A 16,144-nucleotide genomic window follows, 5' to 3' on the forward strand; every position below is an offset into this window, starting at 1 on the left:
AATTAATGACAGTGACAAGAGATATCATTGTTTGGTCGAAGCAGGGATGTAGCTATTGTGATGATATAAAAGCGTATTTACATGAACAGCATATTCCTTATAAAACAGTCGATGTAACTAATAATGATACATTTAGAGACATTCTTGACTTAAAATATGGCGTTCGTTATGTGCCGATTGTGGAAATTGGCTCGAGTGAAAGTGGTGTCTATAGAGCCATAACAGAAATTGGATTAGAGCATGTAAAGAATGCACTTGCCGTGGGCTTACCCTCACATATATAGAAGAAGGAGAGGGAAATATATGAAAAAAATATTGTTTTTGCTGTTACTTTTACTGATGACGCTATTAACAGCATGTGCGAGTTCAGAAATATCGGACGGAGGTTCAAATGAACAAAAAACAGCACAAGGTGGGAAAGATGTCCAAAAAATTATTGTCGGTACAGGTACACAATTTCCAAATATTTGTTTTATAGATGAAAAAGGAAACTTAACTGGCTATGATGTAGAACTAGTTCGAGCAATCGATGAAAAGCTACCTGAATATGAATTCGAATTGAAAACAATGGAATTTTCAAATTTATTACTAAGTTTAGAAACAAGAAAAATAGATTTTATTGCCCATCAAATGGAAGTTAATAGTGAACGAGAAGAAAAATTTTTATTTAATAAAGAACCCTATAACGTTTTCCCATTAAAGGTGACCGTTAATGAAAAGAATAATGAGATTCAATCTATTGAAGATTTGAAAGGAAAGAATGTTAGCGTTTCGCCAACAAGTAACTCCGCTGTCTTTATTGAAAAATATAATAAGGACCATCATTTAGGCGCAAATATCGTTTATTCTTCAGGTTCAGTCGATGTGAATAATCAACTGGCAAGTGGCCGTATTGATGCCATTATTACGACACCCTTTGCGGTGAAATACTATAACGAAAGCAATGAGGCACAGCAAAAGGTCGTTGGGGATGCATTATTAAATTCGAAGGTTTATTTCTTATTAAATAAGGATGAAGTGAAGTTACAAGAGCGTCTAGATGAGGCCATTGTTGAGCTAAAGAAAGAGGGAGTGATTAGCGATCTAAGTAAGAAATGGTTAGGAGATGATTACACAGTAGACTTCTAACAATCAGGAAAGGAAGAAAGAAGTATGGATAATAATTTTGATTTCGTACTTATTGCGAAAGTACTTCCGACATTGCTTCAGTATTTACCAGTAACAGCTGAAATACTAGTGTTCTCCATACTTTTTGGTATGGTGCTTGGAATTATGCTAGCTATACCAAAGCTTCTAAACGTAGCGGGATTAAAGCAACTTATTACAATTTATATTTCATTTATTCGTGGCACACCCATTTTAGTGCAGTTGTTTTTAGTATTTTATGGTGTACCAGCACTCCTCAAGCTCATTCATATTGATGTTACTCGAATGGATGCGATGTATTTTGTCATTATTACGTATACTTTGAGCAATGCGGCAGCCTTTGCTGAAATATTTCGTGCAGCTATATTAACTGTTGACCGCGGGCAAATGGAGGCAGCCTATTGTGTGGGATTAAGCGGTCCTCAGGCTTTTCTGCGAATTGTTTTCCCACAAGCAATCCGCGTTGCTTTTCCAAATATAGCGAACACAATGATTAGTTCGTTAAAAGATACATCACTCGCTTTTTCCATAGGTGTAATGGATATGGTTGGGCGTGGAGAAGCTTTAATCGCGTCCACAACTCGGGCATTTGAAATATATGTGGCATTATCGATCGTTTACTTTGCGATTGTCATAATTCTTGAAAAAATATTCAAATTCAATGAACGTTATTTCAACCGCTATATGCCAAAAGAAGTTGCCACTCATTAGGGGGAAGTACTATGACCATTGATATTGCATTTGTGTTGGTGGCTTTACGAGAAATTAGTAGAGTAATACCGCTAACTCTATTCATGACATTTACACCTGTTTTATTAGGTATTGTAATAGGAATACTTATAGCCTTTGTGCGGATAAAACAAATAATATTTTTGACACCCTTCTTAAATTTTTATGTTTCCTTTTTCAGAGGCACACCTATTATAATGCATATCATGCTTGTTTATTTTGGATTACCCATGCTAGTCGATGTTGTGTCCAATATTTTCCACTTATCATTTCAATCCAGCTCCATTCCAATATTATTTTTTGTCATACTTGCACTAACATTCAGTGCAGGTGCTTATGCATCGGAAATTATTCGTTCTGGTATTTTAAGTGTACCGAAAGGGCAATTGGAAGCGGCGTATGCAATAGGTTTAACCTTTACACAAGCAATGCGACGTTATATTTTACCCCAAGCATTTGGTAAGTCCATTCCTAACTTTACGAATGTCTTTATTGGTTTTTTACATGCTACATCATTAGCCTTTTTTCTGTCGATTAAAGAATTGACAGGAGTGGCGAACATTGTTGCTTCTGTGAACTTGAAGTTTTTAGAGGCTTTCATTGCGGTTGGTATCATTTATTGGGGGATTTCAATTATTACAGAATGGATCTCACATCGTATTGAAAAAAGAGTAACGGCCTATAGTAAAAGTGGCTTATAGTAGAAAGGGGATAATATATGACAATAGCGGAAATTGTTATTGAACATTTACAAGAGGAAGATTATGCAAATTATCTTGAGGTTTTAGTAGAAAGCTATGGGCAATATGAAAAGGATTATAAGGACCCAGAGAACTGGGCTTCGTATTTAAATGATATTCGAGCATCCGTTGGCAATCCAAACGCCGAAACGATACTAGTTGCAAAGCGAGGGGATGAGATTTTAGGAGGACTACAATTATTTACCGATGCGGAGAAAGCATATGGGCTGCCTGAGCTTAATATTCAATCGACCATCGTGCGTTTATTGGGGGTCCATCCAAAAGGGAGAGGGCAGGGAGTGGCCAAGAAATTATTACAGGAAAGCTTTTCCTTTGCAAGAAAGAGACAGGATCAAGCCCTATATTTGCATTCAGGAGATATTATGCAGGCTGCCATTAATCTTTATTTATCATTAGGTTTTGTAAGAGACGAGTCGAAGGAATTTTATAAGGGAGATATATTAGTAAAGAGCTTCCGTTATGATTTATAAATAAAAACCGCTGATTATTGGAATCAGCGGTTTCTTATGGCTATAGGGAGAAAATTTTCCCTGGATTCATGATGTTAAGGGGGTCAAGTGCTATCTTAATACTTTTCATGACAGCAAGGGAGCTACCGTGTTCAGTTGCCTGATATCTCATCTTGCCAATTCCAACACCGTGTTCTCCTGTACATGTGCCTCCACGAAGTAGAGCATATTGAACGATGTGCTCGTTGAAGCGATCGGCTGTTGCCTGCTCCTCCGCATCATCGGGATTTAACATTAACAGCGCATGGAAGTTACCGTCTCCTACATGCCCGACAATTCCTCCTGCTAGTCCAACAGTATTTAGTTGCTCCCTAGCATATAAAATAGTTTCTGCAAGCATGGAAATAGGAACACAAACATCTGTCGACATAAGCTTTTTACCAGGATGAGCATGCATATAAGCATAGGCCAATGAATGGCGTGCTTCCCAAAGCTTATTACGTCCAGCATTATCGTGTTCAAACTCAACAGATAGGCAATGAAAGTCCTCAAAAATTTCTGTAGCAAATGCTATGTCTGCATGCATACCTGCTTCATTTCCATGGAACTCTAAAAAGAGTGTCGGCTTTTCGCTAAAGGCAGTGTCATTATAAATATTGGCTTGTTGAATGGAGGCCTCATCGACCAATTCCACCCGACCAACTGATATTCCTGTTTGTAATAATGCTGTGACGGAACTGACAGCATCACCGACTGTATTAAAGACAGCCCGCCCTGCGGTCACAAATTCAGGTATTCCATATACTTTCAGTGTAAGTTCTGTAAAGCAACCAAGCGTACCTTCTGAGCCAACGAATAAACCGTTTAAATGATAGCCAGATGAGGACTTCGCTGCCAAATTTCCTGTATGGATGACAGAGCCGTCTGCCAGTACTACTTCTAAATCGCGAACTTGATCCCGCATCACACCGTAGCGAACTGCAGTAGTGCCGCTAGCATTAGTAGCTGCCATACCACCTAGTGTGGCATCTGCACCCGGGTCCACTGTAAATTGTAGCCCATGCTTTTTTAATTCTTTATTCAATTGTGAACGTGTGACGCCTGGCTGTACTTTTACAAGAAGGTCTTCAGGTCTAACTTCTAAAATAGCATTCATTTCAGAGAAATCAATTGAAATACCATTTGCTATGGGAATTGCATTTCCTTCAAGACTTGAGCCAACACCGAATGGTACAACTGGAACACGTTGTGCATGCGCGACTTTTAAGATGGCACTGACATCAGCGGTGGAACGGGGAAAAACAACGATATCAGGTAAGCTCATCGGATGATGGGATTCATCCTTACCATGTAGCTGTCGTACCGTTTCGTTTGTTGACACTTGTTCTTCTAATAATACCTGTTTGAGTTGATTGATAATTAATTCTACTGCAACAGTCATTCCAATCCCTCCAAATTTTCTGATAAGTAAAACATTATCATGCATTTATTGGAAATGGAATGCATTGCTTATAAAAAATCAGTTTGCAAATGCTTTTTCTAACTTTTGAACGAATGCTTCCTGTTCAGTGGAGCTTGATTGCTTCCACCATTTTTCAAAAAATACCCCAAGTCCTGGCAGTAAATGCTCTTCTCCACGGCTAATGGCATCTTCAACAATGTCTTTAATTTCTGCTGCAGATTGACCGTGTACATTGGCTGTAATCGCATCTCTAATTTGAAAATTCATCTATTTCGCCTCCTTACTAGTAATTTGTCCAAGTATCGTTTTAATATGTACGAAATGCCAAAGAAAATATATCAAATTTACAAAAATAAGCTGTAATTATGATGAATACTGAGAGGAATTTGAACCATATTAAGCGATTAAATGATAAAAGTGAACATTCGATTTCGAGAAATATCCAGTTTAAGATAATGTCACCTAGGAATATTAGACTGTGCATAGTCGATAGGAAGAGACAAGTGACCCTTCGTAACAATCGAAAGCTCACAACTACCCAATCATTTGAGGAAGTCTTGGAAAGCGTGCAACCGATGATTAGCTCTATTCTTACAAGTTTGAGAATTTATAAAGATTATGATTATTATCGTCAAGTAGCGGCTATTGCTGTTTGGAAGGCATGGCTAAAGGCAGATCCATCAAAAGGACAATTATCTGGTTATATTTATTCCGCAATAAAAGGAGAACTATTAAATGAATTAATAAAGGAAAAAAACTATGTAGAGAAAATAGCAATAGTGGATGATGAAACCCTTGATTTTCTTCGTAATGAGCTTGAGCGGGAGGAATATAACTATCCACAAAGTTCCAACTTTCTAGAAGGTTTGATGTGCCAGTTTAAACAGGTAGAAAGGAGCATTTTATACCTATATTATGTAGAAGATCTCAGTGATCAAGACATCGCTAATCTACTAGGTTTTTCAGTAGAAGCCAGTAAAAAAAGAAGGCAAAGAATCATTAAGAAGTTAAGAAATAAGGATTTTGAAGTGAGAAAAAAGCAATAATATATCAAAAGTATGCTAATATTGTAATAAAATGAATATTAGCATACTTCACTTGAATGCATACAAATTACGATAAAAGTGTTATGATTTGTAAGTAGTCAAAGAAAAATACAATTTTACATAAATTATTCAATTGTGATAGTTAAAAATACCTAGCGATTTTTTTACATAGTAGTATGGAGGGTTTGTGTTGGGCAAATGGTTTAATCAGATCGATAAAAAAGAGGTTTGGTACATGGTATTACCATTACTGCTGGTGATACCATTATTAAGTTTTAGCAATCAAATATACGGTGTTTTTCAAGGTGAAATTTATACAAATTTAAAATTGATTATACAAGTATTAATTATTGTATTTACGATGGCAATTGCCATACAATCGTATTTAGTTTTTTCCCACTTACTATCAAATCAAACTTTATACATAGGAAATGTGTTTTTTATTTTAGCATTACTTGAATTAGTCAGTTTATTTTTTAGCCATAATCATTCCATCAGATGGGCCTTTATGGAGGATACTTTACATATATTAATACGTTTTTACTTATCACTCGGCTTTTTATTCATTATTTTATACCCTAAAAAACAATTAACAATGAAGCATCGAATCCTTAGTTATAGTGGTTCTCTACTTTTTGTTATAGCAAGTATTCTCCTAGTATATATCTCACCAAAATTATTGCCAGTGCAATGGATAGATCATATTGATAATATCGTACACCTATTTTCTATTGTTCTTCAACTGATAACGATAAACATTATTAGTAGATTTTTGAAGAAAATGCCAAAGCGTTCCATGTGGCTCATCAGTGCAGCTATCTCGCTCATTGTAAGTGATACGTTTTTCATTATAAGCCAAGATACGCATGCGATATGGGATTTCTCCGCCCTTATCTATCAATTTTTAGCATTTTACTTTTTCTTAAAGGCTATTTATTATACATCTGTTGAAAAACCATTTCAACAACTTTTAAAAATAAAGAAGGATCTTGAACAATCACAACGGGAGCTACAATTCCAAGCCTATCATGACGATATTACACTATTACCAAATGAGCATTTATTACTTAAAACATTAAAAGAAAAATTACATGAAAATGGACATCAAAAGGCAGTCATTGCCATTGAAATTGATCGGTTTGCAGCCATTCGTTCTTCCATAGGGATTAGTCATTCTAATAAAATGATGAAGCTAGTGGCAGAACGTATACAAACGATCTTACCACCGCATTATTTTGCGACCAAACTACAAGAGGGCCAATTTGTCATTTATATTAATCATGTAAAGACAATTGAAGAGCTATTACAATTTTGTTTGAATTTAAAAAGTGCTATGAAAAAACCTTTACAGGTACAATTATTTTCGTTAAATGGCAATTTAAATATGGGAATAGCCTTACAGGAGGAAAAATGGACGGGTGAAGAGCTATTGATGCATGCCCAATTAGCGATGCGAGAGTCTAGACAAATACCACAAAGATTTCTTTTCTATAAGCCATACATGTCTAAAGGAATAGCAGAACGTATATTGTTAGAGCAAGATTTACATAATGCGTTAGCCAATAACGAATTTTATTTAGATTATCAACCACAGGTAAATTTAAAAAGTGGTGCGATTGAGTCAGTTGAAGCATTAGTGCGCTGGCAACATCCAAATCGAGGATTTGTGTCACCTGAAATATTTATTCCGATTGCAGAAGAATGTGGTCTCATTATTCCTCTTGGCAAATGGATATTAGAAACGGCCTGTCAGCAAGCGAAACAATGGGAAGAACAAGGATTACCTCCAATCAAAGTGGCTGTTAATCTTTCACTTGGACAATTATTTCAACAGGATTTAGTTGAAATGGTGGGTGAAATATTACAGCGTTCGAAATTAGATGCTCATTATTTGCAATTAGAAATTACGGAAAGTATGACAATGAATATTGATCAAATGACACAGCTTCTGCATGAATTAAAGGCGCTAGGTATTCAAATTGCAGTCGATGATTTTGGAACAGGATATTCATCTTTATCCTATTTAAAGGATTTTCCCATTGATTGTCTAAAAATTGACCGTACTTTTGTGAGAAATGTTCAACATAATCCAAATGATGAGGCTCTTGTGTCGATGATTATTTCGATGGCGAAGCATTTACGCTTGAAGGTTGTGGCGGAGGGCATCGAAGAGGTTGAGCAGCTGTCGTTTCTGATGGAAGGTGGATGTGATTATATTCAAGGTTATTTATTTAGTAGACCGATTTCACCTCAGCAAATTTCGGAAACCTTTCATGATTTGCACCACCATGTAGATGAAGTCTTAACGCAACTTCAATATAAAGAACATTATAGTATGTAAAGTAATGCAAAGAACCTGCTTAGGTAAAAATGAAGCAGGTTCTTTCCTTTCTAGTGAACGAGATATTCTTCCTTAAGTTCGGATATATCCACATCTGAACTTTCCCCTAAAGAACGACGTAGGAGAACAGTCGCTGTTTTCTCATCAGCATGGATTTTATCGATCCAAACGGAAACGCCATTATAGCTCACTTCATATTCTAACGGTGAGGCGACAATTTCATGTGCACGTTGAAAATCCAACTGAAGCCCCCCTTATTTTTGCTTCTTATTGTGCTGTTTTTGCGTTACTGTATTTATCAGCTCCATGAACTCTTGAGAAAATTCCTCACTAATCTTATTAGGGGCGATTTTCTGGTTTTTTGGCGTTTGAGGTAATGAACCTTTATTGTTACTTTGACCTTGTTTATTGTCTCTTCCCATGTGAGTTGCTCCTTTCAAATTGGTATATCTTAATATGGCTCTGAAATGAGTTTTTTATCATGGGAAAAAATCGGGAAATGTAGCATATCTTTATTAGTTGCGTGCACAATAAAAAAATTAAGGCTTTTTTATAGAAAAATTTTCATTTAAAAGTACCCAATTTTGTGGGAATGGGAAACCTAAAGCCCAATAACTAATTCCTCGAAGATTGTATTGTTTGACCATGTCAAATTTAGCTTGTGCACTTCTCGCATCTTCAAACCATACCTCATGATTTCTTCCTTGTTCATCGACATAACGATAAAATGGGGATTGCGCTGTTTGGTCATATTGGATGGTGGCACCATATTTAATGGCTCGATTAAGAGCCTCCTGTGGACTAAATGTCTCGGCTTCTTGACCTTTGACATGAGGTAATAACCAATCACGGGCATAGAGCTCAAAGCCTAATAAAATTTTATCCGCAGGCATTTCTGTAAGTGCATATTCAACAACTCTTCTCATCTCATTAATGGGGGAAATGGCTTGAGGAGATCCAAAACGATATCCCCATTCATACGTCATCAAAACTACAAAATCTGCTATTCGACCATGTGCCTCGTAATCATGTGCTTCATATAACGTTCCAACTTGCGTTGCACTGGTTTTAGGTGCGAGTGCAGTTGATACGAGATAACCCTTTGGATGTAGCATATCCACTGCTAATTGGATAAATGCATTGTAATTTTCTCGATCAGCAGGCAAAACATTTTCAAAATCAATATTCAAAACTTGATAGCCCTTCTCTTGCATCACCTGTAAAACATTATTCATGACTTTGACACGCAACTCTTCATTGGACAAGACAACATGTGCCAAATTAGAGCCTTCTTCTGTTGAAGTAAAATTAGTGAGTGTTAACATAGGAATGATGTTTTTAGCCTGTGCAGCTGCTATCATTTTTTCATCATTTATAGGCTGTAATGTACCGTCTTCCTTCATCTTATAAGCAAAAGGACTAAAATAAGTAAGTAGATGACCAACAGCATTAATGGAATCAATTGCTTCCTCAGGTGGTTGGTAAGAATAAGCATTTACTTCGATAAGTGGTAATTTTCTAGGGATGATTAATTGAGCACCAACATAAATCATATTAGGGTTGTTAATATGATTTGCAGCAATAATTGCTTGGATGGTCGTATCATAATTTTGAGCTATTTGCCATAAAGTTTCACCAGGCTGCACAATATGAACGACTGGTGGAATAATTAATTTAGTGCCAGGTGTTAACATATCAGGGTTCGTTAGATGATTGTCTGCAATGATTGCTTGTAGCGGAACGCCAAATTGTTGGGCAATCGACCATAATGTATCTCCGCTTTTCACGGTATAAGTGGTATACGATGAAGGGATAACAAGTGATTGTCCGATGGCTAATTGATCTGGTGTAGCTAACGCATTTAACAGGGTAATAGATTGCACAGATACCCCATAACGATTGGCAATATACCAAAGCGTTTCCCCAGCACTTACTACATGAATAATCATAGAACACCTCCTAAATGATAGTTCATTACTGCATCATATGATTCAAATGATGAAATGAGTATTTTATAAGAGATATGCAAAAGCTTAAAGCTTCAAATTCTTTCCCTAGGATACCTAGCATAGGATATGACATAAATTAGATGTGATGGGGAAGGGGTTTAAGGTGAAGAAAGCGAAGCTTACAGGTAGAATCGTTACTCCTGAAGATCCGAATTATGAACAAGCGCGGACGAATAATAATTTAAATAATTCCAAGTATCCGAGTTTAATTGTATTTTGTCAAAGAACAAAAGATGTGGTCAATGCCATAAAATGGGCAAGGGAAAACAATGAACCTTTCAGGGTTCGCAGTGGTCGGCATAGCTATGAAAATTTTTCGTTATTAAATAAGGGTCTTGTTATTGATATAAGTGACATGAATAATATCGCTATTAATCTCCAAGACATGTCGGTCAAAATCGAGGCTGGTGCCAATTTAGGAAAGGTATACAGAGAATTATGGGAAAAAGGTGTAACGATACCTGCTGGTACAGAAAGTAGCGTTGGCGTAGTTGGCTTAACCCTTGGTGGAGGGATTGGCATGCTGTCACGACTTTTTGGGCTAACTTGTGATAATCTCCTCGAAATAGAGATAGTGATTGCAAGTGGACAGGATGGTGCCAAGATGATCCAAGCAAATAGGCAACACAATAATGACCTTTTTTGGGCCAGTTGTGGTGGCGGTGGTGGGAATTTCGGTATTGTCACTTCATTAACATTCAAGCTCCATGCTATCAGTGAAGTTTCGCTCTTTTCCATCACATGGGGATGGAGTGATTTTGAGCTTGCTTTTGATACATGGCAAAAATGGGCTCCATTTACTGATAGTCGTCTGACATCACAAATTGAATTAAAGACGAAGGAAGTTGGGGAGATCGTATCTCAAGGAGAATTTGTGGGTTCCACAGCGGAATTAAAAAAACTTCTTCGACCATTAAGAAAGGCAGGTTCACCAATAAATATATGGATAAAGGAAGTACCCTATATAAAGGCAGTAGAATTTTTTGATCTACCAAGTGGTAATCAACCAATGCTCTATAAAAGATCAGGTTCTTTTATTGAGAGACCGCTTCCTTTTGAGGCCATTAAGAGAATGAAGGAATTTTTAACGCATGCCCCTAATCCAAATACGACAATTTGGCAGCAATCCTTAAGAGGAGCCGTCAGTGAAATTGCTCCAAATCACACAGCCTATTTCTACCGAAATGCCATAATGGCTCAAGAATACAATACCTCTTGGAAAAACCCAGATGATGAAAGGCAAAATATAAAATGGGTGGAGGACATACGGAGGGCTTTATCTCCATATACCACAGGCGATTATGTCAATTTCCCCGATCGATTTATTCAAGATTGGCCAACAGCCTATTATGGTCGTAATTTTAGAAGGTTGAGAGAAGTGAAAACAAAATATGATCCATTTAATGTATTTCAATTTCCGCAAAGTATTCCGCCTATTAGCAAATGGTTATAGTCTATAAGATGAGCAGTATGCGGACGCATTGCTGCTCTCTTCTTATAGTGAAAGCATGTCCAATCTATAAGTGGAAATTAATCTTGATAATTACAGGACCAAAGGTCACAATAAAACTATTACATATATTTCTAAAAAGGAGTTAGCAGGATGGGAAATATTGTTGTTCGTAATCATGTGAAAGTAATTGGACAAGGAGATCAACCGATTATTTTTGGACATGGTTTTGGCTGTGATCAAAACATGTGGCGTTTTATTACGCCTGCATTTATGGACAAATATAAAATTATATTATTCGATTATGTCGGATCTGGAAGCTCAGATAAAAATGCCTATACATCAGAGAAATATCAAAATTTGCAAGGCTACGTGCAAGATTTATTGGATGTTATTGAATCTTTAAAATTACAGCAAAGTATTTTTGTAGGGCATTCTATTAGTTCTATGATTGGATTACTTGCATCCATCAAACGACCTGAATACTTTAAAAAATTGATTATGATTGGACCTTCTCCGTGTTATTTAAATGATGGTGAATATATGGGTGGATTTGAGCGTAGTGATATTTCGGAATTATTAGATATGATGGAAATGAACTTTGCTGGTTGGGCAAGCTATATGGCTCCTATCGCAATGAGCAATCCTGAAAATCCAGCATTAACGGATGAGCTCAAACAAACATTTAAATCTGCAGATCCTGTCATTGCGAGAGAATTTGCCGAGGTAACATTTTTATCGGATCATCGAAATGAATTATCAAAGGTAACAGTCCCAGTTTTAATTATCCAATGCTCTGAGGACAGTATTGTGCCTATAAGTGTAGGAGATTATTTACATAAACATATTAAAGGCAGTACTTTTAGCTTAATGGAAGCGAAAGGACATTACCCTCACATTAGTCACCCAAATGAAACCATCCAGTGTATTACGGGTTTTTTGTAGGGAAGAATAATGAAAGGATTATTGTAAATGGAACAACGACTTAATGATGCGCCATGTGGTTTTCTTTCCATCACTCACGAAGGAGTAATTGCAGAGGTCAATCACACCTTATTAAATTGGATAGGCTTTGAGCAGGTAGATTTGCTGCAACAACATCTAGAGGTACTTCTATCTACTGCTAATAAATTAATTTTTCACTCGTATTTTTATCCGATGATAAATTTAGAACAGCAAGTAGAGGAATTGTTTATTCATCTCAAACATAAGGAAGGGATGGCTATACCATTTCTAATGAATGCTAGATTGTACAAGGAAGATACGGTAGAGCGAATTGATTGTATTTTAGTCAAAATGCAAAAGCGTATTGATTATGAACAAGAGTTACGTTCAGCTAAAAAGCTGCTAGAGGCAGCCTACCAAGAAAAAGAACAGGCATTAGCCAATTTGGAGCAAATTCATGTAGAAATCGAACAACAACAGGCAAAATTATTAGCCGTGAATGCTACTTTAATTGAATTGTCGGAGACAGACAAACTTACGGGTTTGAAAAATAGAAGATTCTTTCAAGATAAACTTGAACAACAGCTCAATAGTTATTATGAATCAGCTAAGCCTTTCTCACTATGTATTCTTGATATTGACCATTTTAAAAAAGTTAATGATACGTTTGGACATCAAGTAGGTGACGATGTTCTTGCTCAATTGGCACAGCTATTAACACAACGAGCGCGTAAAGAAGATACCGTTGCTCGTTATGGTGGTGAGGAATTTGTCATGATTTTACCGGAAACTGAGATTGCCGCAGCAAAAGAGTTAGGGGAGCAAATTAGAAAAACAGTTGCGTTAGATCATTGGCCAGCTGGTCAGGTGACGATAAGTATTGGAATGGCAACCGTCACATCAGAAGATACTGGTACGACATTGCTAAAAAATGCGGATGATGCCTTGTATGCATCGAAAAAAAATGGTCGTAACCAAGTGACTCATTTTTTTGATATGAAGTAAATATGTGTTATGGCTCCGCTAATAATTTTTCAATGGAAGGTAAATCGGCAGGTGCAAAAGAAAGCTTAAGCAATTGCTGACGAGGAATCCATTTTGCTTCAGCGTGTTCCAATATTTGTGGAGTACCTTTAATAATAGTGGCTAGATAAGTTTCTAGGTGAACAAAAAATTGTTCGTATTCATAAAGAGTTTTGGTCACTGGCTCACCAACTTGAATGACGCAGTTGAATTCCTCAAGGATTTCTCGATAAAGTGCTTGCTGGGGAGTTTCGCCGGGTTCAATTTTACCGCCAGGGAATTCCCAATAATTAGCGAGTACCATATGGGCATTTCTTAAAGCACAGAAAATTTCTTGTTGATCATTTTCAATAATGGCACCAACTACATGTATTGTTTTTTTCATCCTGATCACCTTTTTTCTCGATACTGTAAAATTATTACAAAGTATGTATCATTATAACATGGTGGAGTTGTTAGACACAGCATTAAAATTACACTTGTCCTAGAAAAAAACAGTTTTCTCACATAGCTATGAAATTTAGTATTTACTAAGGTATAATAATGGTCAATATATAGGAAAAAGGCGGTAAGAGGTAGCAATGAAGAGAATCGAATCTACGCAAAATGCGCTAGTGAAATATTGGAAAAAATTAGCGACAACACGAAAAGAACGGGAACGATCAGGTGAATTCATAGTGGAAGGCTTTCACCTTGTAGAAGAAGCATTAAAAAATAAAGAGCAAGTCCTGCAAATTATTGTACGTGAAGGTGTAGATTTACCGATGCTATGGCCAATTGATGGCATTGCTATTGTAGAGGTTACGTCAGTAGTAGCGAAGGAATTTGCGGAAACAGAAACGTCACAAGGTGTTTTTGCTATTTGTAGACAGCCTGCATTAGAGGAGGAAGTAAAGGCATCCTGGCGTAAAGTGTTATTGATCGATGCTGTTCAAGACCCAGGCAATATTGGGACGATGATTCGTACAGCCGATGCAGTTGGATTAGATGCCGTTATTTTAGGGAAGGGCTGTGCCGATGTCTACAACCCTAAAACGTTACGAGCTGCACAAGGCTCACATTTCCACATCCCTGTAGTACGTGAAGAGTTAACGGAATGTGTAGACTTTTTACAGGATCAAGGAGTTCCAGTATTTGGTACGGCATTGGATGAAGACGCCGTGCCATATAGCGACATTCAGCATACTGGTGCATTTGCGATTATTATGGGGAATGAAGGTAGTGGTATTCAGCCACAGCTTTTAGCAATGACAGACCAAAATATAATCATTCCAATTTTTGGTCAGGCTGAATCACTTAATGTAGCTGTAGCAACTGGTATAGTTTTATATGGTTTTGTGAAATAACTGACAGAATCATGCGGGTTTCCGCTAGTTGCCCCTTGATTTGCAACTGATCGTTATTGTATAATCAATTCTAAAATGTAAGTTTAAATATGAAATGCTATGACCGGGAAGTAGTAAAGATTGTGAATGGACGACAGGGAGCGTGTGGCCGGAGATTGAGAGCCAACGCCGTACCGATGCAATTTTGAATTCAGCCCGCGAGCAGCTACCGGGACCAGCTTGATGCTGTAAAGGTAAGCCGGCTTTATCAAGTCGTTATGTGAATGAAGTGATTGTAAGGATATTGGCCTTGCAATAACTAGGGTGGTACCGCGAATATGTCCTCGTCCCTTTTTTAGGGGCGAGTTTTTTTATGCCTAAAAACAGGCGTTAATTTTCTAAGGAGGTTTTAACATGGAAGAGCAATTAAAACAATTAGAGCAAGAAGCACTTGCTAAAATTGAAGCAGCAGCAAGTCTAAAAGAATTAAATGAAGTGCGTGTTGCATATTTAGGGAAAAAAGGACCTATTACTGATTTATTAAAAGGAATGGGTAAATTATCAGCTGAAGAGCGACCAAAAATGGGTGCTTTAGTGAATAATGTTCGTGAAAACGTAACGGCAGTATTAGAGTCAAAAGTTGCTGTACTTGAAGAAGCGGCTATTGCTGAAAAATTAGCAAGTGAGTCGATTGATGTTACTTTACCTGGACGTGAAATAAAAGTAGGGAATCGCCATCCATTGACACGTGTCATTGAGGAAATTGAAGATTTATTTATTGGCATGGGCTATGAAATTGCAGAGGGTCCTGAAGTAGAGAAGGACTACTATAACTTTGAAGCATTAAATTTACCAAAGGGTCATCCCGCTCGTGATATGCAAGACTCGTTCTATATTTCCGAGGAAATATTATTACGTACTCATACATCGCCTGTACAGGCTCGTACTATGGAAGCTAAAAAAGGTGAATCTATTCGTATCATATGTCCAGGAAAAGTATTCCGTCGTGATAATGATGATGCCACGCACTCACATCAATTTATGCAAATTGAAGGTTTAGTAATTGGCGAAAATATTCGTATGAGTGATCTAAAAGGAACTTTAGATACTTTAGCAAAAAAAATGTTTGGTGCTGAACGTGAAATTCGACTTCGTCCGAGCTTCTTCCCATTCACAGAACCATCTGTTGAAATGGATATCTCGTGCTTTAAATGCGGTGGTGCAGGATGTAACGTATGTAAGAGCACTGGCTGGATTGAAATACTAGGCGCAGGTATGGTTCATCCAAACGTCTTAGAAATGGCTGGCTATGATCCGAAGAAAGTTTCTGGTTTCGCATTTGGTATTGGTGCAGAGCGTATTGCCATGTTGAAATATGGTGTCGACGATATTCGACATTTCTATACGAGTGACACTCGTTTCTTATCACAATTCGAGCGAACAGAGGCGTAAGGGGGA

General features: G+C 37.2%; 18 protein-coding genes. 12 read left to right on the forward strand and 6 right to left on the reverse strand.

The features are described from left to right. Positions 1-5 precede the first annotated feature (5 nt). Genes C9J29_RS15490 through C9J29_RS15510 form a run of 5 tightly spaced genes read left to right on the forward strand, consistent with a single transcriptional unit; the run spans position 6 to position 3,106 of the window. Positions 6-284 carry a glutaredoxin family protein gene (locus tag C9J29_RS15490; protein WP_008179243.1) on the forward strand — a complete coding sequence of 93 codons (279 nt, stop codon included), beginning with the start codon at positions 6-8 and terminating at the stop codon, positions 282-284. A gap of 19 nt (positions 285-303) precedes the next feature. After that, positions 304-1,128: a transporter substrate-binding domain-containing protein gene (locus C9J29_RS15495; protein WP_090002316.1), complete on the forward strand. Its 825-nt coding sequence runs from the start codon at positions 304-306 to the stop codon at positions 1,126-1,128. Positions 1,129-1,152: 24 nt separating this feature from the next. Continuing rightward, positions 1,153-1,857 (forward strand): amino acid ABC transporter permease, encoded by a 705-nt coding sequence (locus tag C9J29_RS15500; protein WP_090002314.1) that lies wholly within the window; start codon positions 1,153-1,155, stop codon positions 1,855-1,857. Between the two features lie 11 nt (positions 1,858-1,868). After that, the gene (locus tag C9J29_RS15505) at positions 1,869-2,576 is read left to right on the forward strand and encodes an amino acid ABC transporter permease (RefSeq protein ID WP_090002312.1); all 708 of its coding nucleotides are present in this window, start codon (positions 1,869-1,871) and stop codon (positions 2,574-2,576) included. A gap of 17 nt (positions 2,577-2,593) precedes the next feature. Beyond that, positions 2,594-3,106, forward strand: a complete 513-nt coding sequence (locus C9J29_RS15510) for a GNAT family N-acetyltransferase (protein WP_025114512.1) — start codon at positions 2,594-2,596, stop codon at positions 3,104-3,106. Between the two features lie 40 nt (positions 3,107-3,146). On the opposite strand, the gene C9J29_RS15515 is transcribed toward C9J29_RS15510, so the two are convergent. Together C9J29_RS15515 and sspI are read right to left on the reverse strand one after the other, a co-directional pair. Continuing rightward, complete coding sequence (locus C9J29_RS15515; protein ID WP_090002310.1) at positions 3,147-4,526, reverse strand: FAD-binding oxidoreductase; 1,380 nt, start codon at positions 4,524-4,526, stop codon at positions 3,147-3,149. Between the two features lie 78 nt (positions 4,527-4,604). Then, positions 4,605-4,814 carry a small acid-soluble spore protein SspI gene (sspI, locus tag C9J29_RS15520; protein ID WP_008179231.1) on the reverse strand — a complete coding sequence of 70 codons (210 nt, stop codon included), beginning with the start codon at positions 4,812-4,814 and terminating at the stop codon, positions 4,605-4,607. A gap of 188 nt (positions 4,815-5,002) precedes the next feature. On the opposite strand from sspI, the gene C9J29_RS15525 reads away from it, so the two are divergent. Both C9J29_RS15525 and C9J29_RS15530 read left to right on the forward strand, forming a co-directional pair. Beyond that, complete coding sequence (locus tag C9J29_RS15525; protein ID WP_170844094.1) at positions 5,003-5,593, forward strand: RNA polymerase sigma factor; 591 nt, start codon at positions 5,003-5,005, stop codon at positions 5,591-5,593. 190 nt (positions 5,594-5,783) lie between these two features. Next, positions 5,784-7,934, forward strand: coding sequence for a bifunctional diguanylate cyclase/phosphodiesterase (locus C9J29_RS15530; RefSeq protein ID WP_255319015.1), 2,151 nt, complete (start codon positions 5,784-5,786; stop codon positions 7,932-7,934). A gap of 50 nt (positions 7,935-7,984) precedes the next feature. Here the strand turns inward: C9J29_RS15530 and C9J29_RS15535 are convergent, their stop codons facing one another. The 3 genes from C9J29_RS15535 to C9J29_RS15545 form a co-directional block, all read right to left on the reverse strand. Next, positions 7,985-8,176, reverse strand: a complete 192-nt coding sequence (locus C9J29_RS15535) for an H-type small acid-soluble spore protein (protein ID WP_089985723.1) — start codon at positions 8,174-8,176, stop codon at positions 7,985-7,987. 12 nt (positions 8,177-8,188) lie between these two features. Next, positions 8,189-8,356 (reverse strand): YfhD family protein, encoded by a 168-nt coding sequence (locus tag C9J29_RS15540; RefSeq protein WP_107922400.1) that lies wholly within the window; start codon positions 8,354-8,356, stop codon positions 8,189-8,191. Between the two features lie 117 nt (positions 8,357-8,473). Continuing rightward, positions 8,474-9,883 (reverse strand): glycoside hydrolase family 18 protein, encoded by a 1,410-nt coding sequence (locus tag C9J29_RS15545; protein WP_089985724.1) that lies wholly within the window; start codon positions 9,881-9,883, stop codon positions 8,474-8,476. A 163-nt stretch (positions 9,884-10,046) separates the two neighbouring features. Here C9J29_RS15545 and C9J29_RS15550 point away from each other — a divergent pair, with 163 nt between their 5' ends. From C9J29_RS15550 to C9J29_RS15560, 3 genes are all read left to right on the forward strand, one after another. Then, positions 10,047-11,396 carry an FAD-binding oxidoreductase gene (locus C9J29_RS15550; protein WP_090002308.1) on the forward strand — a complete coding sequence of 450 codons (1,350 nt, stop codon included), beginning with the start codon at positions 10,047-10,049 and terminating at the stop codon, positions 11,394-11,396. A gap of 150 nt (positions 11,397-11,546) precedes the next feature. Continuing rightward, entirely contained in the window at positions 11,547-12,338 is a 792-nt protein-coding gene (locus C9J29_RS15555; protein WP_107922401.1) for an alpha/beta fold hydrolase, read from the forward strand. A gap of 27 nt (positions 12,339-12,365) precedes the next feature. Further along, positions 12,366-13,343, forward strand: coding sequence for a sensor domain-containing diguanylate cyclase (locus tag C9J29_RS15560; protein WP_008179216.1), 978 nt, complete (start codon positions 12,366-12,368; stop codon positions 13,341-13,343). 7 nt (positions 13,344-13,350) lie between these two features. Here the strand turns inward: C9J29_RS15560 and C9J29_RS15565 are convergent, their stop codons facing one another. Further along, positions 13,351-13,746: a (deoxy)nucleoside triphosphate pyrophosphohydrolase gene (locus C9J29_RS15565; RefSeq protein ID WP_107922402.1), complete on the reverse strand. Its 396-nt coding sequence runs from the start codon at positions 13,744-13,746 to the stop codon at positions 13,351-13,353. A gap of 196 nt (positions 13,747-13,942) precedes the next feature. Here C9J29_RS15565 and C9J29_RS15570 point away from each other — a divergent pair, with 196 nt between their 5' ends. Together C9J29_RS15570 and pheS are read left to right on the forward strand one after the other, a co-directional pair. Further along, positions 13,943-14,707, forward strand: a complete 765-nt coding sequence (locus C9J29_RS15570; RefSeq protein ID WP_107922403.1) for a TrmH family RNA methyltransferase — start codon at positions 13,943-13,945, stop codon at positions 14,705-14,707. Positions 14,708-15,100: 393 nt separating this feature from the next. Beyond that, positions 15,101-16,138: a phenylalanine--tRNA ligase subunit alpha gene (gene pheS, locus C9J29_RS15575; protein ID WP_089985730.1), complete on the forward strand. Its 1,038-nt coding sequence runs from the start codon at positions 15,101-15,103 to the stop codon at positions 16,136-16,138. Positions 16,139-16,144 lie beyond the last annotated feature (6 nt).

The organism is Lysinibacillus fusiformis, from assembly GCF_003049525.1.
GTDB classification, from domain to species: domain Bacteria; phylum Bacillota; class Bacilli; order Bacillales_A; family Planococcaceae; genus Lysinibacillus; species Lysinibacillus fusiformis.

Bases quoted from the DNA above. Each gene is read 5' to 3' on its own strand.
- C9J29_RS15490 (WP_008179243.1), top strand. From the start codon at position 6: ATGACAGTGACAAGAGATATCATTGTTTGGTCGAAGCAGGGATGTAGC.
- C9J29_RS15495 (WP_090002316.1), top strand. From the start codon at position 304: ATGAAAAAAATATTGTTTTTGCTGTTACTTTTACTGATGACGCTATTA.
- C9J29_RS15500 (WP_090002314.1), top strand. From the start codon at position 1,153: ATGGATAATAATTTTGATTTCGTACTTATTGCGAAAGTACTTCCGACA.
- C9J29_RS15505 (WP_090002312.1), top strand. From the start codon at position 1,869: ATGACCATTGATATTGCATTTGTGTTGGTGGCTTTACGAGAAATTAGT.
- C9J29_RS15510 (WP_025114512.1), top strand. From the start codon at position 2,594: ATGACAATAGCGGAAATTGTTATTGAACATTTACAAGAGGAAGATTAT.
- C9J29_RS15515 (WP_090002310.1), bottom strand. From the start codon at position 4,526: ATGACTGTTGCAGTAGAATTAATTATCAATCAACTCAAACAGGTATTA.
- sspI (WP_008179231.1), bottom strand. From the start codon at position 4,814: ATGAATTTTCAAATTAGAGATGCGATTACAGCCAATGTACACGGTCAA.
- C9J29_RS15525 (WP_170844094.1), top strand. From the start codon at position 5,003: ATGTCACCTAGGAATATTAGACTGTGCATAGTCGATAGGAAGAGACAA.
- C9J29_RS15540 (WP_107922400.1), bottom strand. From the start codon at position 8,356: ATGGGAAGAGACAATAAACAAGGTCAAAGTAACAATAAAGGTTCATTA.
- C9J29_RS15545 (WP_089985724.1), bottom strand. From the start codon at position 9,883: ATGATTATTCATGTAGTAAGTGCTGGGGAAACGCTTTGGTATATTGCC.
- C9J29_RS15555 (WP_107922401.1), top strand. From the start codon at position 11,547: ATGGGAAATATTGTTGTTCGTAATCATGTGAAAGTAATTGGACAAGGA.
- C9J29_RS15560 (WP_008179216.1), top strand. From the start codon at position 12,366: ATGGAACAACGACTTAATGATGCGCCATGTGGTTTTCTTTCCATCACT.
- C9J29_RS15565 (WP_107922402.1), bottom strand. From the start codon at position 13,746: ATGAAAAAAACAATACATGTAGTTGGTGCCATTATTGAAAATGATCAA.
- C9J29_RS15570 (WP_107922403.1), top strand. From the start codon at position 13,943: ATGAAGAGAATCGAATCTACGCAAAATGCGCTAGTGAAATATTGGAAA.
- pheS (WP_089985730.1), top strand. From the start codon at position 15,101: ATGGAAGAGCAATTAAAACAATTAGAGCAAGAAGCACTTGCTAAAATT.